Source organism: Bradyrhizobium sp. BLXBL-03 (assembly GCF_051853015.1).
GTDB lineage: Bacteria > Pseudomonadota > Alphaproteobacteria > Rhizobiales > Xanthobacteraceae > Bradyrhizobium > Bradyrhizobium manausense.
On record NZ_CP182470.1, the window covers coordinates 7,509,110 to 7,533,247 of the forward strand.

Annotated in this window: 14 protein-coding genes and 3 pseudogenes; 8 read left to right on the plus strand and 9 right to left on the minus strand. The window is 59.6% G+C overall.

Annotation, left to right across the window (positions count from 1 at the left end):
• Positions 1 to 167 precede the first annotated feature (167 nt).
• Complete coding sequence (locus ACNJX9_RS35600; RefSeq protein ID WP_439406760.1) at positions 168 to 944, plus strand: acetoacetate decarboxylase family protein; 777 nt, start codon at positions 168 to 170, stop codon at positions 942 to 944.
• Between the two features lie 516 nt (positions 945 to 1,460).
• Here the strand turns inward: ACNJX9_RS35600 and ACNJX9_RS35605 are convergent.
• On the minus strand, positions 1,461 to 1,670 hold the full coding sequence (locus ACNJX9_RS35605) for a cold-shock protein (protein WP_057752938.1): 210 nt from the start codon (positions 1,668 to 1,670) through the stop codon (positions 1,461 to 1,463).
• A gap of 611 nt (positions 1,671 to 2,281) precedes the next feature.
• Between ACNJX9_RS35605 and ACNJX9_RS35610 the strand changes: the two genes are divergently transcribed.
• Complete coding sequence (locus tag ACNJX9_RS35610) at positions 2,282 to 2,488, plus strand: TenA/THI-4 family protein (protein ID WP_430648651.1); 207 nt, start codon at positions 2,282 to 2,284, stop codon at positions 2,486 to 2,488.
• An 841-nt stretch (positions 2,489 to 3,329) separates the two neighbouring features.
• Positions 3,330 to 3,509 (plus strand): hypothetical protein, encoded by a 180-nt coding sequence (locus ACNJX9_RS35615; protein WP_439406764.1) that lies wholly within the window; start codon positions 3,330 to 3,332, stop codon positions 3,507 to 3,509.
• Between the two features lie 393 nt (positions 3,510 to 3,902).
• Here the strand turns inward: ACNJX9_RS35615 and ACNJX9_RS35620 are convergent, their stop codons facing one another.
• The 3 genes from ACNJX9_RS35620 to ACNJX9_RS35630 all read right to left on the minus strand — a co-directional run bounded on the left by ACNJX9_RS35620 (position 3,903) and on the right by ACNJX9_RS35630 (position 5,985).
• Positions 3,903 to 4,109, minus strand: a complete 207-nt coding sequence (locus tag ACNJX9_RS35620) for a cold-shock protein (RefSeq protein ID WP_439406766.1) — start codon at positions 4,107 to 4,109, stop codon at positions 3,903 to 3,905.
• Positions 4,110 to 4,142: 33 nt separating this feature from the next.
• Positions 4,143 to 4,523, minus strand: coding sequence for a hypothetical protein (locus tag ACNJX9_RS35625; protein ID WP_439406768.1), 381 nt, complete (start codon positions 4,521 to 4,523; stop codon positions 4,143 to 4,145).
• 625 nt (positions 4,524 to 5,148) lie between these two features.
• Complete coding sequence (locus ACNJX9_RS35630; RefSeq protein WP_439406770.1) at positions 5,149 to 5,985, minus strand: Effector protein NopP; 837 nt, start codon at positions 5,983 to 5,985, stop codon at positions 5,149 to 5,151.
• Positions 5,986 to 6,934: 949 nt separating this feature from the next.
• Here ACNJX9_RS35630 and ACNJX9_RS35635 point away from each other — a divergent pair.
• The 3 genes and pseudogenes from ACNJX9_RS35635 (at position 6,935) to ACNJX9_RS35645 (ending at position 13,037) form a co-directional block, all read left to right on the plus strand.
• The gene (locus tag ACNJX9_RS35635) at positions 6,935 to 9,397 is read left to right on the plus strand and encodes an NEL-type E3 ubiquitin ligase domain-containing protein (RefSeq protein ID WP_439406772.1); all 2,463 of its coding nucleotides are present in this window, start codon (positions 6,935 to 6,937) and stop codon (positions 9,395 to 9,397) included.
• 1,209 nt (positions 9,398 to 10,606) lie between these two features.
• Positions 10,607 to 10,851 (plus strand): annotated as a pseudogene (locus tag ACNJX9_RS35640) (IS256 family transposase); the annotation flags it as partial.
• Positions 10,852 to 11,003: 152 nt separating this feature from the next.
• Positions 11,004 to 13,037 (plus strand): hypothetical protein, encoded by a 2,034-nt coding sequence (locus tag ACNJX9_RS35645; RefSeq protein ID WP_439406773.1) that lies wholly within the window; start codon positions 11,004 to 11,006, stop codon positions 13,035 to 13,037.
• 608 nt (positions 13,038 to 13,645) lie between these two features.
• On the opposite strand, the gene ACNJX9_RS35650 is transcribed toward ACNJX9_RS35645, so the two are convergent.
• The 3 genes from ACNJX9_RS35650 to ACNJX9_RS35660 all read right to left on the minus strand — a co-directional run bounded on the left by ACNJX9_RS35650 (position 13,646) and on the right by ACNJX9_RS35660 (position 17,557).
• A complete protein-coding gene (locus ACNJX9_RS35650) occupies positions 13,646 to 14,515 on the minus strand; it encodes a hypothetical protein (RefSeq protein WP_057752891.1) in 870 nt (289 codons plus the stop codon).
• A 116-nt stretch (positions 14,516 to 14,631) separates the two neighbouring features.
• The gene (locus ACNJX9_RS35655; RefSeq protein ID WP_439410191.1) at positions 14,632 to 14,916 is read right to left on the minus strand and encodes a DUF2848 family protein; all 285 of its coding nucleotides are present in this window, start codon (positions 14,914 to 14,916) and stop codon (positions 14,632 to 14,634) included.
• 1,309 nt (positions 14,917 to 16,225) lie between these two features.
• Positions 16,226 to 17,557 carry a hypothetical protein gene (locus tag ACNJX9_RS35660; protein WP_439406776.1) on the minus strand — a complete coding sequence of 444 codons (1,332 nt, stop codon included), beginning with the start codon at positions 17,555 to 17,557 and terminating at the stop codon, positions 16,226 to 16,228.
• Between the two features lie 1,386 nt (positions 17,558 to 18,943).
• Between ACNJX9_RS35660 and ACNJX9_RS35665 the strand changes: the two genes are divergently transcribed.
• Positions 18,944 to 20,650 carry an NEL-type E3 ubiquitin ligase domain-containing protein gene (locus tag ACNJX9_RS35665; protein ID WP_439410192.1) on the plus strand — a complete coding sequence of 569 codons (1,707 nt, stop codon included), beginning with the start codon at positions 18,944 to 18,946 and terminating at the stop codon, positions 20,648 to 20,650.
• Between the two features lie 381 nt (positions 20,651 to 21,031).
• A pseudogene (locus ACNJX9_RS35670) lies at positions 21,032 to 21,278 on the plus strand (transposase); the annotation flags it as partial.
• 300 nt (positions 21,279 to 21,578) lie between these two features.
• Here the strand turns inward: ACNJX9_RS35670 and ACNJX9_RS35675 are convergent.
• Positions 21,579 to 22,531, minus strand: a pseudogene (locus tag ACNJX9_RS35675) (hypothetical protein).
• 70 nt (positions 22,532 to 22,601) lie between these two features.
• Positions 22,602 to 24,032 (minus strand): RNA polymerase factor sigma-54, encoded by a 1,431-nt coding sequence (gene rpoN / locus ACNJX9_RS35680; protein WP_439406778.1) that lies wholly within the window; start codon positions 24,030 to 24,032, stop codon positions 22,602 to 22,604.
• Positions 24,033 to 24,138: the final 106 nt, after the last annotated feature.

Below are 24,138 nucleotides of genomic sequence, written 5' to 3' on the forward strand. Positions count from 1 at the left end.
TAGCGACGATCGCGATCGCTGGATCGATGCGCCCCGGCGGACTACCGAGCCCACATCGCGGCGGGCGCCATAATCGCTAGGAGCGCTTCAACAACCGGAGAGGCGCGGTGAGACAAATAGTTCAATCTCAAATCGCGCGAAACCATTCTGAGATCGAGGAGGATTCGATGCCTGACGTCAAAGGCATTCCGCTTGATGCGCCCCTTTACCATGGGGGTAAAAATCGTGGCAGTTCGTTTCTCGGCTGCCAAGCCATAAACCTTATGTTCAGCGTGGGGCACGAGGCGAATTGTTTATTGCCGAAGGAGCTAGTACCTGCAGCAAACCCCGCAATCGCCATTGTGGGGGTCGCGAGATATCGCTCGAGCACTGTCGGGCCATACTTGGAGTGCTATTCAGGAATTCAAGTTCGTGATCCCGACGGTGAGACTGGCTACTACATCGCTTACATTTACGTGACAGTAAATGATGCAGCTCTCACCTCGGGACGAGAGGTTCTTGGTGCTCCAAAAAAGCTGGCGCACATTAGATTGATCAGAGAAGGTGGTCTAATTCAGGGTACGCTCGAGCGTCCGAAAGGCAAGCGCCTGCTGACCCTTACCGCTCAACCGGACGAGCGCATGAGCTCGGATTCGCGACAGATGTATTCTGCGCGGACGAATTTCTACTCGGTTCGGCAGCTGCCGCCCATCATTGAGTCCGGGAAGGGAGCGGTAACGCAACTCGTCAAATGGTGTACGGACCGAACGTTGCGACGCGACGAGCGTGGCGAAGAAGTTCTATTTACTGGACCAACCTCCCTAACTTACGATTCCCCCTCGATTATCGATCCCGTGCACAATTTGACTTTTGGCCAAGCCCTGCTCGGCACATACGAGGAGTATGACGCAAGGCTCGAGGCCATTGATATCCTTTCGGAGGAATCAAACCCAGTAAACAGATGATCGATAAGCTTGAAGAATCATCCAATCCTAAAGTTCTGCCCCGGGGTCGACGAGGATGTCGTGATTGTGCTGGAACACTGCCTCTCGAGCCGGAGCGAGAAGTCAGCCAAGGCCGCAGCAGTCGGTGGGAAGGCCGCAGAGCCGCCCCGGAGGCGAAGGGCCAAATGAACACCGTCGACCTTTAAGGCACGAGGCGAGATCTCCCCAGGTAAGAACGCACTCCTTCACTGCACGACCGCCGGATTTACTCCGCTTCCCCTTGCGATCACGAGAGCTTTGCGGTTTCCGGCCCGCTCGCCCTGGTCGGCAACGACTTCTCTATCCGGTTCTTGTTCATCGGCCCGCAGCTTCGCTCCGCGCTTCCTCCCCACATTCGGTCGCCCTCAGCCCTTTGCTTCGCTCGTTGTGATCAACTCGCGATGGGACTTGCACCCATAAGAGTGCGCCCATGCTGGGTGCACCAAAGAAAAAGCCCGCCACCTAGGGCGGGCTCTCCGGTTTCCGATCGCACGGGCCTCACGCAATGCGCAGGTTCTCCGCGGATGCCTTGCCCGAGCGGCGATCCGCCACGACATCGAAGCTGACGCGCGCGCCCTCGGCTAGGCCAGTGTACCCAGCCTTTTCCACTGCAGAAATATGAACAAACACATCTTTGCCGCCATCTTCAGGCTGGATGAAGCCATAACCCTTGGTTGCATTAAACCACTTTACAATTCCCATAGCCACTTTAGGAGTCTCCACTAGATTGCAACGAGTCGAGTTAACCAGCCTTTAGCGAGGTCATCAAGACAACTCGCCGGCGCGAACCGACGGGCTCTCCAGTGAGGCGCTGGTGATCAGAGGGGCGCGGCCGACGATCTTGTCGCTCCCCTCCGCGGTGCTCCTTCGCGCACATGTTGCCCAAGGCGCACGCGACCTCGTCCTCGTCGGCTAACGTGCCCGGGATCGCGACGAAGATCTCCCGGCATGGTATCCCTAGCTGGTAGTGGTACGGGTGAACGTCGCGCATCGACGCCCCCCATTCGCCGCACCGGCGCACGATGTCGATTAGCCTTGGCCATAGGAGGGCCTCAGTGTGGTTTGTTAGAGCCGGGGCGGAAGGTCGCGCTTCCCCTCGGCTTGCTTTTCGTGGCACCATGACTTCATGGTAAAAGCAATTCGTGACACCATGACGTCATCAAGAAAGCGAACTCCAGCGACGGGAGCCCAGTCACGGTTCGGATTCAGCCCGAATTGGCAAAAGATTTAGACGGTTGGCGTCGCAAGCAGCCTGACTTACCCGGCCGCCCCGAGGCGATCCGGCGGTTGCTGGAGATCGCGCTGAAGGCGAAGAAATCGTGACTCCACTAGCAGAACCGACCGACCTTGAGTTGATCCGCAAAATCGCTGCTGCGGGCGGAAGGAAATACACCGCCGGAAACATTGACCGCGGAAAATATCAACGCCTCGTGGCATTAGGCTGGCTAACCGAAGTCTCTGTCAACATCAGTGATGTCGTGTACGAGGTAACTGAGGCTGGGAAAGCGGCCGCGCGACTGAGATAAGGCGATTGCCGCCGCGAGTGCTACGGGGATTCAAGCCGAGGTTAGTGTGGCGCAGATAGCGACTCACGAACATTAATTGAGAGAATCATCGTCGATCTCGTTAAGGCGTCGCACCATGGCTGCTAGCCCCTGCCTCCGTCTTTTCTTCCTCTTTCCGCGATTTCTGCGATCCCCTAGGCCACGAGATGAGTGCGCCGTAAACAAGGGCGAGACCAGCGACGATCAGCGAGATACCGAGAGCGCGCATGCTTGCGAGCCTCACAAAGAGAGGCATTTTACCTCAGTTTGGCGCGCGAGGCGCGTTCCTTGTCGACGCCAAGGTCTTTGAGGGTCCCCTTCGGCGCGTCGCGAAGATTGATCAAAGATACGCAGTAGCGGGTCTGGGTCGGAAACTATTGGCAGATGGAATCTCGGCTGCCAAGAAACCTTAACCGCTTGCAGTGGGCTGAGGACATCCACCAAAACAGCCCGTCCTCAGATATGGAAATAGACCAGAGGCAAATAGATGTATGTCCACCAGGCGAAGCCCGCCAATCCGGCCATTCGTTGGTCATGGGCATCTCCGAGAGCAGTTCGATTAACCAACCAACGAGCGGCAGCGCGCGTTTCAATGGCGCATCAAATATACTTCAAAAAATGGAACATTTTGCGCCGCGCCGTAGCCGCGCCCGGTGCATTATTTCGGGCTGGCGGAAGTGCCGGCCGGGGCTGGACGCATCCACAGCCTATCTGGGGCGCCCAAAAGTGCGAGTTGTGCACCGTCTCCCCACAGGCTTCCAATAGCCGGGGGATGGTAGAGTCGTTCCCGTCTCGATAGACTTGATGATGGGGGAACATCCCAATGACCAATTGGCAATCTGATCTCGATGCGCTCATCGCGGAAACGAAGGCGTTCGTTGAAAAAGCTGGTGCCAAGCGCCGCCTCGCCGACGAATACGATGCGGCGCAGGATCGTGGCGAACTTCGCAGCAATGGCGAACGCACCTTTTCAAGCCCGGAAAAGGTGAGCGTACCGAGTTAGTGCCACCAAAGGAATTGCACGAAGCGCGCCTAATACGAGACGCCAAAGTAATGATCCAGGCATCGTTGGCCACGTGCTCGACGAACAACTTGCGTACGGCGAGGAGCCGACCAAAGCCTCACGGCGTCAGATTGTTGCCGACCCGAACCAGCGCGAAGAAATCCTCCAACGTGTCGCAAGCTTCAGAGCGCAACAGGAACGCTTTATGAGGGAGCGAGAGGATTTTGCGGCAGCGGAATTGAGAAGAATGTGGGGATCGCGCTAGGATCCGGCTTCAGAAGGCCTCAGGCCGCCGCGCCGGGGCCGCGCTGATGCGGTATTTTGCTTGGGATTTGTGAGGTAGCGGGCGCCAGAAAGCCCGCTCCACGCGACGCCCCAGCCGCATCTAGCGTCCTAGCCGCTGAGTCGTGCGTTGACAGCTTTCGGCCAGCCGCTTCGCTCATCGTTGACGATGTCATAGCTCACGCGCGCGCCCACGTGGTGCTCAACGCCACGCGGGAACGACGTGGCATGCACGAATACATCTGTGCCGCCGTCGTCAGGTCTGATGAAGCCGAAGCCTCGATCGGCGATCCACTTTTTGATAACTCCCGACGCCATCCGTCTGCTTTCCTTTTTGCTGCCGTTCGAGTTCTAAGCCGCCATCCGTGCCGCATTCGGTCGCGGGGTCTTCTTTGGGGCCGCCGTTGCTAACGCAGATCCGAGAATTTCCTTCAGTTTGTGGCGAAAGACGCGCTCAAGCTGATCTTCTAGGCCGAGATCGGTCAACATCCAATGAAGCCCAACGAGATGGATACGGTCATAAGCCTCGATGAACGCGAGACCCTTCTCGACCCAAGTCTTATGCATGCACCCACTCACCGCTCGGAGGATCGGCACGGTCAGCGCCGCGGCACCATTGCTGCTTTCAAAGACAGTGCGCAATAGCAGCGTGACTTGCTCTTCGCCCTTGGCGGTAAACCGCGTCGGGTCGATGCCTCGCAGAAGATCGTAGCGTCGTAACAGCGTCTGCAAATAACAACCGGCTTGGCCGCTTCCGTGGGAGCGAGATCCTGCGGCATATCTTCGAGCGCGTGGATGCAAAGTGAATGGCAGCGGGCCTCGTCAAAAGGAGAAGGGTTCGCGGTGGATGCAAGCGTGATGGAAGCCAACGCAGCCGCTACCATGGTAAATCCTGCAGCGCGCGCGTAGTGGTCTGACTGCTTCGACCAAAAAGGATACGACAACCTCGATCTCAGGGTGGTGCTCGCTAACGCCACGCCGCCCGCGTGGCGGTGCGCGATTCCCGCTCACCTTGCTGCCGATTGACGCGCACCGACAGATGCGGCACGAAACAGGCGGATGATGTTTGGGTCCGCGCGAACGCATAGGAACGATCGCGCAGGCGTGGGTCCGTTGATCGGCGCCAGCACGTTCTGCTCAAGCGGCAGCGCTATCAGATCTCATCGACGGGCAGACAAGCTACCGAAAGACAGTTTCAGCCTCCTTACCAAGGAGGAAAACCCGGCGACAGCACGCGAGCGCCGATGATGGAGCCGATGTCGTCGAACGACCGCTTAGCGAGCCGCCTTCAGTAGAGCAACCGACATGTTCCAGGTTCAGTGTTGTCCGACCCGTCTGCCAGAGATCCTAAGCGATCCTACATAAAGTCGTAGTCGTCCTCGGCCCGATCCGAAACGCGCGCTGTTTCACTCTCGGTATCATTGGCCTCTGCTTTGGATAAATATAGTGCGGGCTTGTCTGCCCGCTGCCATTGACCGTCACTGTTCTTCGTCCATCTCTCCGGATGCTGGGTGGGATCAAGCACCATGTTATCGTCATCCACGTCAACAAAGCCAAACTGCTGCGAGCGGGCCCTGGCTTCTGCATTACCAGGACGGGAATGGAGGAGCGCCCCATCGCCATCTAGCCGAAGCTGATGCTCCAGCAAAATATCGCCCGCGTTATCGACGAACGGATGGACGATCCGAAGATCGACGGTGGATGTGACTTCAGTTCGCCCGGGAAACTTTTTCTGCCACTGTTCTCCTTGGAACACGTCGCGCATCTCAAATCCGCCTTCTGTTCTTAAGAGTCCAACACTTGTGTTGCCTAGCTGATAGCTGAAATAGCGCGCGCTTTCCGTATCGTATTTCGTGGTGCCGTATTGTTCAGCAATCTCTTTTGTGCGCTTGGCCTTCGAGGATATGTGAGGCGAATACTCTTGTGGGTTCGCGGCAATATACATGATCTCATCGTCATGGTAGGCTTTTGCTTTTTCAGCGAATGAGCGCTTCGAGATCTCCACGACAGGAGGCCGGCCAACGAGCGAGTACGACTGTGTTGCTGACGGAGACGGACCAGCGTGCGAGTCCGGCCCCAAGTGCATGTTTGCGAGCGTCTCCGCGAAGTTGTCGCTGTCCGCCGAATATCTGGCATCGTCGGCCTGGCTAGCGTTGCAAAATTCGCCGGATGAGCCATTGATTCGGCTATACATGTAAATTTTCCTCCTATCGGTGAAGTTGCTTGGCAGCGAATTCTGGCTGCTCAAGCGAGCGCACATGCATATTTGTCCCAGCTGACGCCAATCTGACGTTCAGGTCAGGATTTGCGAGACGGCTTCTAGGCGGCCGGCATGCGACCTTTCGATCACGACGACGCACGCGGGCTCGCGTGTCGTTGCTTTGCAGGACAGCGTTCGCGGTGTTGGCTCGAACGCGCTGACAAATTGCAACTTTTGCCCAGTCTCTGATTTCCCAGGCGCTGTCGTGAGGGCTAACCGCTATGGCACTCTGCGCCTCGTCAAACCCTCATCCAGGCGGGCGTGGCGCCCGATTTAATGGGTGGCGTCCTGTTGGCTGATGTTGCCGAGACCGCTTTTGCCGGCAGAGCATATTTTGAGATTCGTCGCGGTAAGATGATAACCCTCGGCCTCAGGCCCGCGTCCCCGTCGCAGATCATCGTCGAGCCTCTCGCGTATTTGATGACCCGGGCCATTAGCGGTTGTGGTTTAGACGCGATCATGCCTGCCTCGCGCGGCACCGCTGCGTAACCGGCCCAGCGGGGACTGTGATCATCCCCCTCACAAGTCTGGCAGACCTGTTTGCAGTCAACTAACGTGCGTCATGATCGCGGCGCATTAGCTTCAGCTTGGACGGAATTGACCAGGAGATCGCCACCAGTTGTTGACCGCGTCGCCGGCGTTCCGCAAGCGCGGACGTTCTTGAAAGAGGCTCGTAAATCGGCTTCTCCAAACGCCGGAACGGTCCGGCCTCGGCATGTCGAACCGCAGCGCGGGCGTTCAGCGCTAAGCGTCCCGCAGTGACCTAACAGGACGGTTACGATCATTCTGATTCCTCGTCAGCTTCTCGAAAGCTAAGCCTCGTAGCGATAGCGTGTTTATCCAGGTTCGGCGTTAGCTGGTCAGATCTGTCAAAGGAGATAAGATGGATCCGTTCAACAACCTCAACCCGTTCGAGCCCCCAGATGTCGAGCCGGCGTACTATGACTGGCTGCAACAGCAGCAGGCGGACCAAGCGGGGTTTCAGCAGCACCTGAACGAGTTGCACCCGCACGATCGCCCGCCCCCCAATTCAAATAGCGTCCGCGACACGCACGGTGTGTCGAACAGAGATGCGGATTTTTTGAGTATGCCGCACGAGGATCGTGTCGGACAAGGCACCTCGCGGTTGCCCTCGGATCACCCCACCTTCTCTGGGCAAGGTGTCAATCAACATATGCCTTTTGCGGCCGCGGATCGCGGTGACCAGTTGCCAGCCGGCAATTTCAGTCTGACGGATGATTGGCACGGCATGGACGGAGCTGCCGATTGGCCGACGCATAATGTCGATCAGGAGGAGCATTGGTGGGCGGAGCCCGGTGATGTGGTGCCGGAGTGGCCAACGCCCCCCGCAATTCCTTGGCAGCAAAATCTCGGGGCATCAATCCTTCCCCGACCGCCCCGGCCAGGCGATGTCAGTACTTCAAGAGGAGGCCGCCGGCTCACCCCGGCCGCGTCGCAGTGGACCGAAGCATTGCATGGCACGTGGGCCTCTTGCAGCGGTTCGACGGATCTTGAGAACACCGTCCTCGGGGAATCGCCTCTCGACCAGATCTTGGACACATGGGCCAGCGAGGAGGGGCAGACGGAAGACGAGGACCGCCAAGAGGCGGTAAGACGAATAAAAGCCTGGGCAGAGACCGGCGACGTCTATGCAGGGCTGGAGCTGCAAGACCTGGGCCTGAGGACATTGCCCGCCGCCCTTCCATCCGGGCTCCAGTCACTCAACGTGAGCGACAACGAGCTGGTGCGCCTGCCTGACACTCTCCCGTCCGAACTCCGCACGCTCGCCATCAGCAGCAATCGGTTGACCCGCCTGCCTGACGCCCTCCCGACGGGACTCCAGTCACTTGTCATCGGCAGCAACCAGCTGACCCGATTGCCCGAAACCCTTCCGGAGGGCCTTTCGACACTCGCCGTCAGCGGAAACCGGCTGACCAGCCTGCCAGACACCCTGCCGGCCGGGCTCCAGGACCTCGATGTCCGCGGCAACCTTTTGACCAGCCTGCCCGACGCCCTCCCGAGCGGACTTCAGTTGCTTGCCGTCGGCGGCAACCGGCTGACATACCTACCCGACACTCTCCCGCCCGAACTCCAAGAACTCGAAGCCGACGGCAACCGGCTGACCAGCCTGCCCGACACTCTTCCCGCCGAGCTCCAGTTGCTCTTTGCCCGCGATAACCAGCTAAATAGCCTGCCCGAGACACTCCCGACTGAGCTCCAGAGACTCCACGTCAGCGCCAACAGGCTGACGAGCTTGCCCGAGACCCTGCCGGTCGAACTCCAGGTGCTCGAGGCACGCGACAATCACCTGAGCAGCCTGCCGGAGACCCTGCTAACCCAGCTAGGTTCTGGGTGCATGGTTTATGTGGATAATAATCCGCTGCCCGACGAGGTGCGGACGAATTTGGCGGCAACCCTGAATGCGCGGGGCTATGCAGGCCCACGGGTCTTCTTCTCGATGGGCGGGGAAACGGCGGTGGATCAGGAACGACCACTAGCCGAGGCAGTAGCGGACTGGTTGAAGGGTGAGCCGGAGACGATCGCCGCCTGGCAGAACTTCGCCGACGAGGAGGGCGCCGCGGAATACGCGCTCTTCCTCGACAAGCTGCAGAAGACTGTGAATTATGACAATCCCGAGTTCCGACAAGCGGTGGCCGAGGATCTGCGACAGGCAGCGATCAAGCCGCTGTTGCGCCAGCAGTTTTTTCAGCTGGCCTTCGGGGCGAGCGAGACCTGCCAGGATCGCATCACTCTGACCTGGAACGGCATGCAGACCGCACGTCTGATCGCTGACGTCGAGGACGAGGTCTATGACGATCGGCTGGACGAACTCATCCAGCAGGCGCGAGTCCTGTTCCGACTGAACGCGCTCGAGCCGATCGCCCGTCACAAGGTCGACTCGCTCCGCTTCGTCGACGAGATCGAGGTCTATCTCGCCTATCAGGTCAAGCTACGTGAGCGGCTGGACCTGCAGCTCATCGCTCCGGACATGCGGTTCTTTGATGTCGCTTACGTCACTGACGACGACCTCAACGCAGCCGAGATCCAGGTGCGCAATGAGGAGGCGGCGGGGTTCGCCGACTATCTGGCAACTCGCTGGCAACCGTGGGAGATGGTGGTGAGCCGGATCGCTCCCGAAGCCCATGCACAGATGGAGAACCGGCTCGCCGAGGCGATAAACGAGGAGTTTCCAAGCCGCCTCGAGCAACGGCTCGCCGATCATCACCTCACCGGAGACCGCGAGGCCGAGGTGCAGTTCGGAGCCCAGATCCGCGAAGAGATCGCTCGCGAGATCAAGGGCGCTCTGATGCGCCAGGTGCTTGAGGAACACGCGATTGAGCTGTGAAGCGGCCTTCCAATTGCAGGGGCGTCAATTTTGTTTCCACCCGGCCCCCGCTACGTCATGTTGTTTTCGGATCCCGGCGCGCCGAATGAGCCGTTTGTTGAAAACGCTCAGCCGGCAGATCCACGCGCATGACGGAGCTGACGTCTTCGAACGATTACCGGGCGCGCGCGGCAGCGGCTCAGATGCAATTCATCAGCTTCGCAAGCGGCCGATACTGTTGCTGTACAATTGCTGCTTGGCAATCAGGATACCCAGCCGTCGTGAGACGCTGGACTGATTGACTGGCAAATCGTCTAAATCGCGATGAGATTAGGATGATTCGTCACTGCGCTTTAGGTTGTTGTTTGCGCATGATCTCCGTGCAAACGCGTTCCGCGTTTGTCGCGAGGGAAAACCGCTTCACACAATTCCGGATCATGCCTTAGGGATTTGCTTGTGCATCCTGGCGAGCTCCATCGGGGTGCCGATTTGGAAGTCGGAAAACGCCATAGCGAGGCGGAGTTTCCGGAATGGGCAGTCAGGCGAAGCGTCGCTCTTGAAGACCAAGTGCATTAAACTGCAGCGGGCCGATGTTCGACGGGAAAAAGTCCAACCGGCTGGCCCTTACCTGGAATTCCGCGAGGACAGTCGAGCTGGTCGACGCCGACCGCAAGCTTCTCGCAGTTGAGGCAGCGCGGCACCGAAGCGACAAGTGGGCTGCGAGATCGACCTCAGCCTATTCTTCCGAATTTGTTCGCATCGATGTCGATCTGAAACCAGGCGGCATCGCGTGAGGCCACGAGATCACGAAGTCCGCTGTGACCAGCTCAAGATCGGAATTGAATGAGGCACAAATTTCAGCCGATCTCGCTCAGTCTTAAAGACTATCAGCTGGTACACCAGCATTGATTGGATGCCTTCGCGATGATGCGGCACATCCTGCATCACTCCGGCCACGGCGCATGCAGGAAAATCGATCGGCCGACCAATGCCGAGCTCGCGCGGCGCCGAGCACGAGCGAAGCGTGACGTCAGACTTCTCGCCCTCGTTAGGTCAGTCGCGGCAGTCGCCACCACGGCAGTTAGCATGTTGGAATCCAGCATCGGCTGATAGTCGTAGATGTAACCTGTTGAAGATCCCTGGTTCTGTTGAATTTCTTCAAGAGGTCGGCGTTGCCCGCGTTGAGGCGGTACGCTCGGGACGCTGAATTCCACTAGGGAGAGCAATTCCATGACGCGAGTTATCTCACCGCCCGGTTCGCCGGCGAGCGGGGCTATGGACGAAGCGTTTTCGGAAAATGCGGGCGAGCTTGGATCGGCTCGAGCTTACGGTAGGGATCGAGGTACTCGGCACGATGATGAAGGCGGATGTCACGGCGGCCTGCGGGCCGTGCTATGGTCGCGAGGCGGCGCGGCCGGCGCACCATTGGGGGCCGAACGCGGGAGCGGATTGGCTTGCACCGCCACAAGATCGATACGTGTGCTCGGCTATTGCGCTCGTCAGCTTTTCGAAAGCTTATCCCCGCAAAATCAACTTGGCTCTCGCTTGAATCTCCGTCACCTGCGCACACTGGGCCGGAGCTTAGGTTGGCAGAGTTGCGTAAGACGCGAAAGTCAAGGAGAGCTCGATGGATCCAATCGACCCACTCAATAATACGGGAGCTTGGATGCAGCAATACTCCGCCCTGCGGGCGGGGCAACAATCGGAGAATGCGAGTGAGCAGGGCAGCTTTGAGCGGCAGATGGAGCGGTTGCAACTCAATTCGACTGATGAGAGCTCCACAGACTCCAGTTCACCTCATCAGAGTCCCGTAGAGGACGGTAGAGAGATCCGGCGCGCTGATATTGGCGGTTCGATGCGCATGCCGTCACAGTCTCGACTGGGAGGCAATTCGTTCAGAAGAACGAGGCATAGCGTAGACATCCCCCGCACTCACCTTGGAAGTTCGACCGAAGTCCTGCCGCATTCCAATTTGCGGGATGATCTGTTCAGCAGCGCGCGCTACGGCTTGCCAATGGCGCAGCCCGCGATGGGGGCGAAGAGCAGCAAAAGCCGCGGACTGTGGTCGCGCATCAAGTCAGGCGTTACGAAGGCGTTAGGGGGAACCAGCGGTCGGGAGTCGTCCGGCTCCGCGGCGGAGCAGGAGTTCATTTCAACGACGTTTCGCGCTGATCATGCCAAACAGCCCGGCCGAACACGCGGGGTCCCGGACGACGACAAGGCTCTATTTGAGGAATTCAAAAGCAGAGCCACGGGGACGCTGGGGGATGGCACCATAAGAAATGCAATAGCCGATCTGCGCCATTTCAGCGCCCGCCTGAGCGAGAACGGGCAGGCATCAATCGCGGATCGAATTGGCAACCCGGCGTTGGCCGATGAATTGGATAACGATGCTGACACCTATGCGAAGGATCGCAGCAGGCGAATCAAGGCGGCCTTAAAAAAGCTGCGGGACGTCGGCGCCGGAAAGGAACTGTCAGCCGATATCCGCCGCTTAAATCCCTATCCCGCAGACGCAACCCTCATCGACATCTGGGCCGCGGCGGAAAAGGCCACCCAGCGGATCGAGCGGGAGAGCGTGGATAGGCAGGCTCGTCGCCTTTACAGGCTGAGCGATTGGCTGCAAGCACGCGAGAGAGAAGCCATGGCTGGCCGGCTCTTTACCACTGGGTTGACCCAAGATGTTGAGGCCTACCGGCAAGAAACCAAGGACTCCAAAATCAACGCTGATTTGCTAAGGCTTAAGCGATACCAGCAGGTCCTCGATGCAAACAGAGCGCTGGGGTTGCAGCCTCCTGTGGATGCCCCTCCACTTTTCGGTGAAGACGCTCAGCAGCCCGGCCCCCCGCAGGAGTTTCCCGCAACGCCAGCCACCCCAAGCTCGGGAGCTTGGGCCGTGTTCAGGGAAGCGATGCGAGAGCCCACTCCATCATCATCCACACCGCAACCCAACTGGTTTTTGGAGCTTCCGGCAACGCCAGCAACCCCGAGCGCGGGAGCTTGGGATTTGTTTAGAGAGGCGATGCAAGGACCAGCTCCATCATCATCTGGAACGCGTCCGCCGTCAGACATCTATGGCGGTCTTGATCCGCTGGTTAACCTAGATCCGCCCACACCCCATGAATTGCGCGACGATGCTCATTGGGCGCCGGCGCCCGCCTTCGCCGGACCGCCGTCGTTCGCCGGGCCATCGAGGGCCCCTCAGGAGCTACGCGAAATCGGACATGTCGTCGGCGAGGGGTGGGAGCACCGCTCCCAACCTGCCTCCCCCGTCCTGGTCGACATACTGGATAATATCAATCTGCTGCCGAACCAGTACGGCCCCAGCCAATTCTTGATCAACGGTGAGCTCTACTCGGCCACGTTGGGGGCAGGAGGGCGCAGGGACGTTCGTCTCATCCATCATCCTCGCGCTCGGCCTACGAATGAAGCCGGGCCATCCTATCAGCCGCAAGTGGACATCGGGCCTCTCATCCGCGGGGGATGGCAGCATCGCGAACGCTGGCTTCCGGATTATCTCATCCCTGACCTGGAGGGCGAGCGCCTGATGCCAAGCGCGGGGCGGCCGACGAGCTTCTATATCCGCACCGTGCCTTACAGGGCCGAGTTGCAGGAAACGAACCGGGGCCCACGGATTCGTCTCTTTCCTCAACGTGGCTGACAACGCGCTCGGACCGCAATGTGCGAAAAATGGGCGGTGCGCACGCGCTCGACGACCCTCCAATTGTGCAGAGTTGATGCGTCCGGAATTGATCGAACCCTTAGCGCAGGAGAGAAGCCTATTGAACTGAGATGTCAGTCCGAGAGGTTATTGGTCGTCGCCCCCCTCTCAAGCCGGCAGGTCCAGATGGCTACGATGGGCCGTCGTCGGCAGCGCATGATCGACGAGATGACGGTCCGCGACTTGTCGCCGTCGACCGAAGAACTCAAATATCTGCCCTGACCCTCCTGCGTCGATGGCTACGAAAAGCGTGCCATCGTGTGGAATGATCGAAGTGCGCCCACCTGCGCTCGGCAAAATCTCCATGTTCGACAGCGACGTCCGGAGCCTTCTTGCCAATCATGGCGGACTTGCATTGATTATGCTTTCTGATGCTGGAAGCTTCTCGTGCCATTCCGCATCCGCGCCGCCGAACTCGGACGCCAGTTGGTCCGCGAGGCGCGCTGATAATGCGCGCCGTCGGGGCGCACCATACGAACCTACGAACAATTTGCGTCTGCAGGAGAGAGCGGCCTCAACGCCCCTCTCTCGCTGCCGATTTGCCTGGCCTACATAAAGTCGTAGTCGTCCTCCCAATCGGGCGTCCTATTTGCTGCACGTGCCGAGCTTTCGGCATGCCTGCCACCGCTCTCCTCAGTCTTCGCAAGATAAAGCGGAGGCTTGTCTGCTCGCTGCCAATCACCCGCGCTATTGTTCGTCCACTTGTCGGACCGTGTGGGGTCAAGCACCATCATCGAGTCGCTTACATCAACAAAACCGAGCGTCGCGGCCCGGTTCCTTGCCGACTCGTTTATCGGATGGGATAGCAGCAGCGGGCTGTCGCCATCCAACCGAAGTTGATGCTCTAGCAAAATGTCCCCTGCATTATCCACCAAGGGATGAACGACCCGAAAATCGATCGTCGAGGTAATTTCCTTCCGTCCAGGGAACAGCCTTTCAAATTTGGCGCGCGCACGCTTATCTTTGAACACCTCTTTGAAGGGAGCCCCACTTTCCGTGCGCAGAAGTCCGACACTTTTCTCCCCAAGCTGGTAGCTGAAATACCTCGCATCTTCTGAACCTTTTCTCCCGGAATCATAGGCAACTTGTGCAGTCCGTGCGGCCTTATTTGCGATCGGAGCCGAATATCTCTGCGGGTTACTGGCGATCTCATGAATTTCGTCGCCATAAAAATCTTCCACCTTTTCGAGGAATTCGTCTCGAGAAAGCTCCACCACAGGTGGCTCGGAGGCGAGGAAGTAGGAGCGTGAACCGCTGGCGGAAGAACTTCCATAAGAGCCCGGATCTGTTACGTGCATTCCAGAAAAGGCGTCCTCGAAGCTTCGCCCATATGCGTCGAAGGCGGACTGTGTCGTCTCATCACTGTCGTGATAGGCCGCCCATGGAAAACTAGATGAGTCGTTGATTCGATTGTACATGGACTTGGTATTCCTTTCAGGGAAGATGATTTAACCGAGCATGGGCCGGTCGGGCCGAGCGGAGATTTGATAGTCAGCCTGTCTGACGAGAAACTTACGGCCCTTCTCAATAGGACTTAACACCTCACGGCTGTCACTGGATCTTTCGTGCTCTCTGCCCGGAGGTCCCGTGCTATGCCCAATGCTTGCGCCTTCCGATCGGTATGGTCAGATCCGATACCGACCCAGAGCCCGTCAACCATAGCGACAATGACGGGTTCGATTTCGCCGGAACTGTCAGGGCCGCGTACGGTGAGGCAGGTGTCCTGGGTTCGCGTTTTTGCGGCGACGCGGTAGTAGTGCGGCGTCGTTGATGGGCGCGGAATGCCGAGCGCGGTGAGTTTTTCGATATGGTGCTCGATCGCCGCGGCATCCCTGCCCGCCCACCGGCAATGACAGAGAAATCGATCTTGACGCTGACACGCTCTTGGTCGGTCGACGTGGTCAGGATTTCACCGCGCTCAATCTGCAACGTCCTGTCGGCGATCCGATCGAGACGGGTCGCCTCAGCCTTGTGATGAAGCCAATGCCAACCCGCGTCACGGCGGATTGGATGGCGCAAGCTGCGCACCACGCGCTTCGCCTTCAGATAATTGGCGACGTCGAGCGCCCAGACAAGGCCGACGAGTCACACAGCCGCACGCCCAATATCCGACACCATGGCAGGTCCGGATACCTGTGACGCTCGCGCTGAAAACCATGCCATCGCGTCGCTGGAGCGATGACTAGAACCGCCTGATGCGCCAGCCGAGACAGGTACAGAAGGGCACAAGTTGGCTGACAACCTAATGAGACTGCAAAGATTCTGGCGGTTGGTTGAGCGTTCCAATGATAACAGAGCAGTCGGGGCCGAAATCCGAGGTGCGTGCGGGCCTTTGCGGAGGCGTGACGGGATGGCGGATTTTTGCATGATGCCATGGACAAGCTGAAAACATCGATTACGTGAAGAGAGGCTCATCGCTACGCCGATCCGGAACGGAAGATGCGACTTCGAAAAGATTGGGCTCCGTGGGGGATTTCGATTGGCAGCAGAGCGGACAAGCCACTGCAATCGCGTCCACACTGAAGCTCTTTAAGGCGACTCGCCACATCGCCCGTTCCAGGCCGTGCACGCCTGGCGACGCGTTCTTTGTCGTTTGACCCGACGGGAGAGTGAACATAATTTTGAGATGGCATTGCCTGGACGCTAAGAAATCTTTATCGGCGTCGGCCGCGATCATCTCTACGTGCTCTATCTAGCGCCGGCGGGAGGCCTCGCCAACTACTAACTACAACGGCTGCAAGAGCAGACATTGAGAGCACGGGCTTCACGATCATCGCGAAAGTGGTCGACCTGCTGAGCGATTTGGCCGGTGGCCACCCCAAAATGAAACCCTTCTGCTTCATTTGTTGAGATCGGGGACTCTCGGGCCTGCTAAAGGGCGTAAAAAGAAGCCGCCGCCGAGGCGGGGTCCGGGCGGCTGCTCGGCGCTTTGCGCTGCAGCAATTAGCCCTGCGTCCCGACGATCTTATTGCCTGACAGAACGAAGGTCTTGGCGTTCACATCGCTATCCCGCCCTCTTTTTTGCCCGCACCAGCGTCGCGTGTTCAGATGATGCCGGAACCGGCCGAATCTGCGGCATTGTCTCAGAATCTTATTTTCGATCGCGAGTGGAACGCCTTTTCGGTGCCTCAGAGTCCATCTGGCGACGTCCGGCGCGGTGCAGAATCGGCATCGTCGCGCAACTCGTGCGGTGCGGGCGCATTCAGATCAATAAACGACTCAAGACCGCCGTAGATGTCTGAAGGAGGCCTGATAGACGACGACGGTCCGGCAACATCCTGAGCCGGCACAGAATGAGCATCGTCGCGCAACTCGTACGGTGTGGGCGCATTCAGATCAATAAACGACTCAAGACCGCCGTAGATGTCCGACGGAGGCCTGACGGGCGACGACGGTCCGGCGATGTCCGGCGCCGGCGCAGAGTGAGCATCGTCGCGCAACTCGTACGGTGTGGGCGCATTCAGATCAATAAACGACTCAAGACCGCCGTAGATATCCGACGGAGGCCTGACAGACGACGACGGTCCGGCAATGTCCAGCGCTGGTGCAGAGGCTCCCGCGATGGTGATCGCGGAAAACTCCTGCCGCCGAACGGCCTCGCGGTCGCGTTCCATGACGGGCAAACCGGGTTGCGCAGGGTCCCGCAACCTCGGTGCCTGGCCCGTCCCAACGATGTGCAGGCGGTTTTGAAGCAATGCCAAATCCGCGTCGGTTAGTGTTCGATCCCTGCGCGTGCTAATCACTTCCCTGTACGCGGCAACATCTGCCTGAAACGCATCCTGCTGCTGCTGGTCTCCGTTAAATCGGCCGGCTATGCTCCCCCTATGTCCGTTCAGGAGCCACTCGCTCAGATAGCGAAGACGGGTGGCCCGCATATGAATGGACCTCCTCTGCTCACCGGTCGAGGCTCCATGCTCACGCGCGGCGTGCTGCACCGCTTCGTTGATGAGGCGAGCGTCCTCGGGATAAGTTCGTATGGCGCGTGGGGGGCGACCGAGTACCTCATCCAACGACGGGAGCGTTCCTGGCAGGAGCTTGTTCACCGACGACACGACACTTCGAGAGCCGCCACCATTGATATAGTCCCGCACATCGGCTTGAAGGGACTCATCGTCACCCCGGGCGGCTAGCGGGGCCTTACTGTTCTCCCGGAGCCAGATGCTTAGATTTTGTATATCAGTTCCCGCGTTTGCGACGGAACGGTCGGGTACACCTCTGCCCCGGGCTGTTCGCTTAGCTTCGCTAATAAGCGCCACATCCTCCCCGAATGCTTGGTCGTGATTGCGCCGGGCGCGCCGGCCCGGCCCCGAACCGCCTCGCAATTCACTCACGTGCTCTTCAAAGTTCGCTTGGAGCCTCGCGTCGCTCGTTTGTTGCCCCTCCCCTATGTCGGCATTCTGCTGTGCAATTTCAGAGGCCGACGGGTTCAAGTACGAAGGGTTGAACTGCGAACCATCCATCCTATGCTCCTCTGAAAACAGTGTTCCGCAAAGAGACCTCGCAGCAAGATTTGGTGCAAAGGCAGGCGACAGATTGAAGGCGGTGGGCATTTCGGTGAAGATCTGACCGCCGAAGTCCGAACAACGAACAACAAGCCTGTGTTACTGCCGCGCCCCGGATCTCCGATGATTGCGCGCGTGTCTCCCCCAGGCTCTTTGCCATCGGCGGGCGATCGTCTTGCGGGGCCCACCTTCGATCCTAGAAGAGTTAGCTTTCGAGAAGCTGACTAGACGAATGAAGGACCGAGGGACAGGCGCGCCCATTTTGGGCAGGCTTTTCGGTCGTGAGCCGTGCGCGCTTCAAGATGAGGTCTTGATCGAGCACCTTGCTGGCAAGGTGCTCGACACGGCTGTGATCGTTGAACGCGCCGCGCGCGAATAGATTTCTCGCCCGGCGTCGGTTGTTTGGGGGCGGGTCTGTTGTTCTTTGCCCCAGTTCGGTGTCGTAGGATCGACGACGACTCCTACGGGGATCTGACGTCACTGTTGCAAAGCAGCTCATGATCATGGAGTCTTAAAGAGCCGCTCGTTAACGGCTCGCCATCAGGCCGCTTTTCTTGCGCCGCGGGATCGATGTCGTCGGCAGCAAGCCAACCCCTTTCTATTCAGGGCGCCGATCAGGCATCGGGGGCCGGCTGGCGGCCATGCTTCCATCCCAATTCGACGACATGTGTGAAGTAAGTCCTCCGCCGCCACGTTGACCTGTGGGGCGCAACTGCGCCGGCAGGTCCAAATGGCTCGAAGCCGTGCTGGACTGACCAGGTCTCGGTCGCTCAAGAGCGCGAGGCTAAGGATGGCTCGGCGCCTCGCAGACTGCCCCCGCGATTTCTTGATTTGAAGGCGGCTAGTCTGATAGCGACATTTGCTGCGCCCTCCCAAATTCCATCCTCCGGGCAATCAAGTTCGACAATCGGTGTGTGGAGCGCCGGATCAAAGACCATGCCATGCCAAGCACTATCAGCGTACGATGCAAGAAGAATCCTTCGAAGGCTCGGAGGCGTGGTCGGCGGCTGACGTTGCGCCATACTTTACGGTTGACCTTTTCACAGTCTCGCGGTCCCTGCCGCGGACCTACTTCGCCGCAGCCGAAGCCCGATAAGTTCTGTTAGACGGTCGCCAACTTTGCTGGGGCGGAGCGCTGACGGCGCAGCTCCCGAGAAAGACAACGTGGTTCCAATCGCCGCATCGTTGCGAGACTCGTCAGCTCGTCGACAGCTAAGCACCTCATAGCAGGAGAAAGTGTCTACCGAGATTGACAGGTCGGCTTGTTACCATCCGCGGTGACAACTACCGGCCGGCGCTCCTTCTAGCGCATTTCCTTAGACGGCGACAGGAGAACGAGCATTGATGAACACAGGGCGGGCCGAGTCGGGCGCTGGTATTCCTTCCGAACAAGGCCACCGGCAGGGGTGCCTATGCGGTCTCACCCGGGCCGCAGCGCAGTGGGTCGAAGCCTTGACTGGAACGCGCTCGTCCGCTCCTCCCCAGGAGTCGCAGGATCAGATCCTGGACGCTTGGGTTGACGAATTCGGTCGCAGGCCGGACGAGGACCGGCACGAGGCGGTCAGGCGAATCAGAGCTTGGCGAGAGAACGCCTACGACTCCGCGCCGCTGCCGCTGAATCTGTCATCGCTGTCCCTGACAACCTTGCCCCCCGTCCTTCCGGCGGACCTCCAGCAGCTCGACGTCAGCCGCAATCGGCTGATCAGCCTTCCCGAGACGCTTCCGGCTGGCCTATGGGATCTCAACGTCAATGAAAACTGGCTAAGGAGCCTTCCGGAGACTCTTCCGGCGGGGCTCCGGCTGCTCAACGTCAGTAGCAATCGGCTGACCGGTCTGCCCGATACCCTCCCGCCTGGGCTCGTGCGGCTCTACGCCAGCCGCAATCGGCTGACCCGCCTGCCCGATACGCTCCCGCCTGGGCTCCTGCGGCTCTACGCCAACAGCAACGGGCTGACGAGTCTGCCTGATGCCCTTCCGGCGGGACTCCGGCAGCTCGAAGCACGCGACAATCGGCTAACCAGCCTGCCGGAGACCCTGCTAACCCAGCTAGGCTCTGGGTGCAGGATTGAGTTGGCGAGTAACCGGCTGCCCGAGCGAGTGCGGACGAATTTGGGGGCAGCCCTGAATGCGCCGGGCTATTCCGGCCCGCACGTCTTCTTCTCGATGGGCGGAGGAACGGCGGTGGACCAGGAACGGCCGCTGGCCGAGGCGGTCGCGGACTGGTTGAAGGGCGAGCCTGAGGCGATCGCCGCCTGGCAGAACTTCGCCGACGAGGAGGGCGCCCCGCAATACGCTCTCTTCCTCGACAAGCTGCAGAAGACCGTGAATTATGACAATCCCCAGTTCCAGCAGGTCGTAGCCGAGGATCTGCGGCAGGCAGCGATCAGGCCGCAATTGCGCCAGCAGTTTTTTCAGCTGGCTTTCGGGGCGAGCGAGACCTGCCAGGATCGCATCACTCTGACCTGGAACGGCATGCAGACCGCACGTCTGAACGCTGATGTCGAGGACGGCGCCTATGACGATCGGCTCGGTGAACTCATCCAGCAGGCACGGGTTCTGTTTCGCCTCAACGCGCTCGAGCCGATCGCCCGTCAGAAGGTCAACTCGCTCCGCTTCGTCGACGAGATCGAGGTCTATCTCGCCTATCAGGTCAAGCTACGTGAGCGGCTGGACCTGCAGCTCATCGCGCCGGACATGCGGTATTTTGATGTTGCCGCCGTCACTGAGCACGACCTCACCGCAGCCGAGACGCGGGTGCGAAATGAGGAGGCGGCGGGGTTCGCCGACTATCTGGCAACTCGCTGGCAACCCTGGGAGATGGTGGTGAGCCGGATCGCTCCCGAAGCCCACGCACAGATGCAGCACCGACTCATCGCGGCGATGGACGAGGAGTTGCCGAGCCGCCTTGAGCAACGGCTCGCCGATCATCACCTCACCGGATACAGCGAGGCCGAGGTGCAGTTCGGAGCCCAGATCCGTGAGGAGATCGCCCGCGAGATCAAGGGCGCGCTGATGCGTCAGGTGCTTGAGGACCGCAGGCTTGAGCTATGAAGCGGCCAGCCAATTGCGAGGGGATAGTGCAACGGTCCTAGACTAGCGCGATGGCGTTCGCCTATCAGCGCTCGCATCAAGCGCTAGCGATAACCTGCTTTCGTCACGCGGCAATCAGAATCCCTTGTCTCGTTTTTGGTGAAATGAAGCATCTTGAAGCCGAGCAGACAGATCGGCTCAACGAAGTTTACCAGTCCAAAGTCGATCCGGCAGAGGCCCTGTGGGGGGATGGGCGCGCGCGGAGACAGTCTTCATGCCAAGGCTCCGCCGGCCGCTGGAAGACCATGACCTTTCCTGGCGGCCCTGCGCCATGACCGGATCTATGAGCCTGGTTCATCGATCGGCCGATCGACGGCGCGAGCTTTCTCACCCGAGAGGGTTCTTCTGCCCGTCCTTAGACCCGGCGTCCTGGATAACCTCGGCAGTCACAGTCGCAAAGCCGTTCGCCAACTCATCCGTTCGGTCGTGCGCCAAGCTGCCGCGCGGCAATCAGGGTGACAGTGCGTCCCACCCAGATTGTTGCGCTATAGCCAAGCTCTTCTTCCTGCCAAAATACTCGCCCGACCAGAACCCGATCGAACAGGTCTTCGCCAAGCTCAAGCACCTGCTCCGCAAAGTTTCCGCGCGAGTTCGATGCGGTTTGCACCGCAATCGGCCGCGCACTCGACGCCTTCATGGCCGCAACTACTCCAAACATTCAGGCTATCGAACCTAACCTAGTAGTCTATCACAGTGATTTTGACTCTTTGGCGGTGGTGGTATGGCGCGACAAACAGGATGAGAGCGCGTATTGCCTCACGTATCGATGCTCCCGGGCGCGATCGGTTGCCTCATTTATTTTGCTCCTGGCTTGGGTTGCGGAGGAGGCCGGGTGCGGAGATGGCCGGGGTTTCGGAGCGCCCGGCCTCCTCCGCTGGCAGCCGCTACATCATTGCGTTGTCGTGACCTCTGACCTTGGTGGCATTTTCGCCGTAGGAGCGAACAGCAGCGCATTCGCTTGCTCGCTGCGCCAGGATTTAAGCCGCCGTTGAAGCGTTCGAAGAAGCTTGTTCGGGTAGGCTCCAGGATATTCCACCTGCAGGCGGGAGAGCAGTTCGCTGCCAGTCCGCCTGGGCTCGGCTTCAAACCATATTCGCAAATCTGGCGTTGCGCGAATGAGCGGGTCGGGACGACGCCGGCCTCTTTTCGCCTTCACGATTGGCCGATCCGTCGGTCGCATAGCTCCGTCCTTCCAGGCCGTTCGCAGGCTTGCCAGGAAGCGATCGGTCGATTGCGATGCCGCAGCAGGATGGACGATTGGTTGGGTATCCGCGAGGGCCGCGAGGCGCTCCTGCGCGTCGCGGATGTCGCGCAACAACGCGACCGGATCGAGAGCGGCATAGATTTCTTGGAGATGGTGGCGGACTGCGTCAGGCGTGCGGGCGTCGGCGGCCAGGCGCTGGTGGGGGTGTTGCCGGCGCGCTGTATGTCTTGCGCACACGAGCACCGTCGCGCTGCTTGGCTATCAGCTTGAATGGCGCTCATCGACAAAAGCTTGGCGCGGATCTCGGGGGCAAGGTCGAGGTGGCCATGCCGTTCCATCGCCTCTATCAGCGCAGGCATTAACGCCTTGAGCCGCTTCCCGCAGATCCGGTCTGACGCTTCCCAAAGGAGCACGAGCGCGTTGTGTTTTGCCTCATTATAGATCCGACGTCGCGGCTGTCGGCCTGGGCGTGCGTCTTCCTGGCCTCGAAGTAGTCGCATCGCATGCTTGCGATGAAACCCAGTGATGTCGACGAACTCGTCTAATATTCGTGCCTTCTTCGCGCGATCCGAATGCCGATAACGCACGCCCGCCGCCGCCGTCAGTTCCTTCTGCGTTGCCATGCTCAGCCGCCCCATCTGCGCTCCCGCTCGTCCCCGATTCAGGGGAGCAATTTACGTGAGGCAACGGCTCAGCATCCGGTAACAATTAAGGCGAGGCAATGCGCCCACGCCACTCATTGTCGCGACGGCGTTGCACTGAGGAGGGAATGCGCATAGCTTCGCGGTACTTCGCGACCGTGCGGCGGGCAATATCAATGCCCGACCCGCGCAACCGTTCCACGATGGCATCATCCGACAGGATCGCGGACGGCTCTTCCGAATCGATCAGCTGCTTGATTCGGTGACGCACAGCCTCGGCCGAATGCGGTTCGCCGCCGTCGGCCGAGGCGATCGAGGCGGTGAAGAAATATCTCAGCTCGAACGTGCCGCGATTTGTCGCCATGTATTTGTTGGCGGTGACACGCGCCACAGTTGATTCGTGCATCTGGATGGCGTCGGCTATGGCCTTCAGATTCAGCGGGCGAAGATGAGTCACGCCATGGATGAAGAAGCCGTCCTGCTGGCGCACGATCTCGGTTGCGACTTTCAGGATGGTGTGGGCTCGCTGATCGAGCGCGTGCACCAGCCAACTCGCTTTCTGCAACGCGTCGGTGAAATAGGACCTGTCGGCGTCCTTGCCGACATTCTTCGCCAGCTTGGAATAGTAGGTCCGGTTGACCAGCACGCGCGGCAAGGTGTCGCTGTTGAGTTCGACATGCCAGCCGCCGTCGGGACCCGGACGGACATAGACGTCCGGCACCACGGTCTGGAGGCATGCGGAGCCGAACTTCATGCCGGGCTTGGGATCGAGGCGGCGGATCTCGCCGATCATGTCGGCGATATCCTCGTCGTCGACGCCGCAGAGCTTACGCAAGGCCCCGATGTCGCGCTTGGCCAGGAGATCGAGATTCTCGACCAGCGCCTGCATCGCCGGATCGTAGCGATCGAGCTCACGAAGCTGAATGGCCAGGCATTCGCTCAAGGAGCGTGCGCAGACGCCAGGCGGATCGAATTTTTGCAGCACCGCAAGAACGTCAGCGACATCCTGCTGCGATGCACCGAGCCGTTCGGCGTCCTGGCCGAGATCCGGCGACAGATAACCGGCCTCATCGACGAGGTCGACGAGATATTGCCCGATCATGCGCTGCGCCGGCGCGGTGAACGCGACCGACAGCTGCTCGGCGAGGTGGTCCGACAATGTTGTCTCGGCCGCGACAAATGCTTCCAAATTGTAGTCTTCGTCACCGGAGGCGCCGCCCCCCCATTCGGTGTAGGTGGTCAGGGCGGCATCGGGGGCGTTGCGCGCTGGGACCTCGGCCAGCTCTTCGGCGCTGAACTGGCCGACCTCAGTCGGGGCGTCGGCGCCAGCTGCATCGTCACTGGCGCGATCGAGCAGCGGATTGCACTCGAGCTCCTCCTCCACGAACCTCGTAAGATCGAGATTGGACAGCTGCAGCAGCTTGATCGCCTGCATCAACTGCGGCGACATGACCAACGACTGCGAATGCCGGAACTCTAATCTCTGCGTGAGCGCCATGAAGCAAGAACCGTTACCGAAGTTGGCCCGCGTTTTGCTCATCTAGCCAGGAGTTGATTTACACGCTTTGATGTCGCGCAAAAGCAGATCGAGGCGGGAGTTCTGA

Coding starts and splice junctions, on each gene's coding strand:
- ACNJX9_RS35615 (WP_439406764.1), top strand. CDS start 3,330: ATGACCAATTGGCAATCTGATCTCGATGCGCTCATCGCGGAAACGAAG.
- ACNJX9_RS35630 (WP_439406770.1), bottom strand. CDS start 5,985: ATGTATAGCCGAATCAATGGCTCATCCGGCGAATTTTGCAACGCTAGC.
- ACNJX9_RS35635 (WP_439406772.1), top strand. CDS start 6,935: ATGGATCCGTTCAACAACCTCAACCCGTTCGAGCCCCCAGATGTCGAG.
- ACNJX9_RS35645 (WP_439406773.1), top strand. CDS start 11,004: ATGGATCCAATCGACCCACTCAATAATACGGGAGCTTGGATGCAGCAA.
- ACNJX9_RS35660 (WP_439406776.1), bottom strand. CDS start 17,557: ATGGATGGTTCGCAGTTCAACCCTTCGTACTTGAACCCGTCGGCCTCT.
- rpoN (WP_439406778.1), bottom strand. CDS start 24,032: ATGGCGCTCACGCAGAGATTAGAGTTCCGGCATTCGCAGTCGTTGGTC.
- ACNJX9_RS35600 (WP_439406760.1), top strand. CDS start 168: ATGCCTGACGTCAAAGGCATTCCGCTTGATGCGCCCCTTTACCATGGG.
- ACNJX9_RS35620 (WP_439406766.1), bottom strand. CDS start 4,109: ATGGCGTCGGGAGTTATCAAAAAGTGGATCGCCGATCGAGGCTTCGGC.
- ACNJX9_RS35665 (WP_439410192.1), top strand. CDS start 18,944: ATGAACACAGGGCGGGCCGAGTCGGGCGCTGGTATTCCTTCCGAACAA.
- ACNJX9_RS35650 (WP_057752891.1), bottom strand. CDS start 14,515: ATGTACAATCGAATCAACGACTCATCTAGTTTTCCATGGGCGGCCTAT.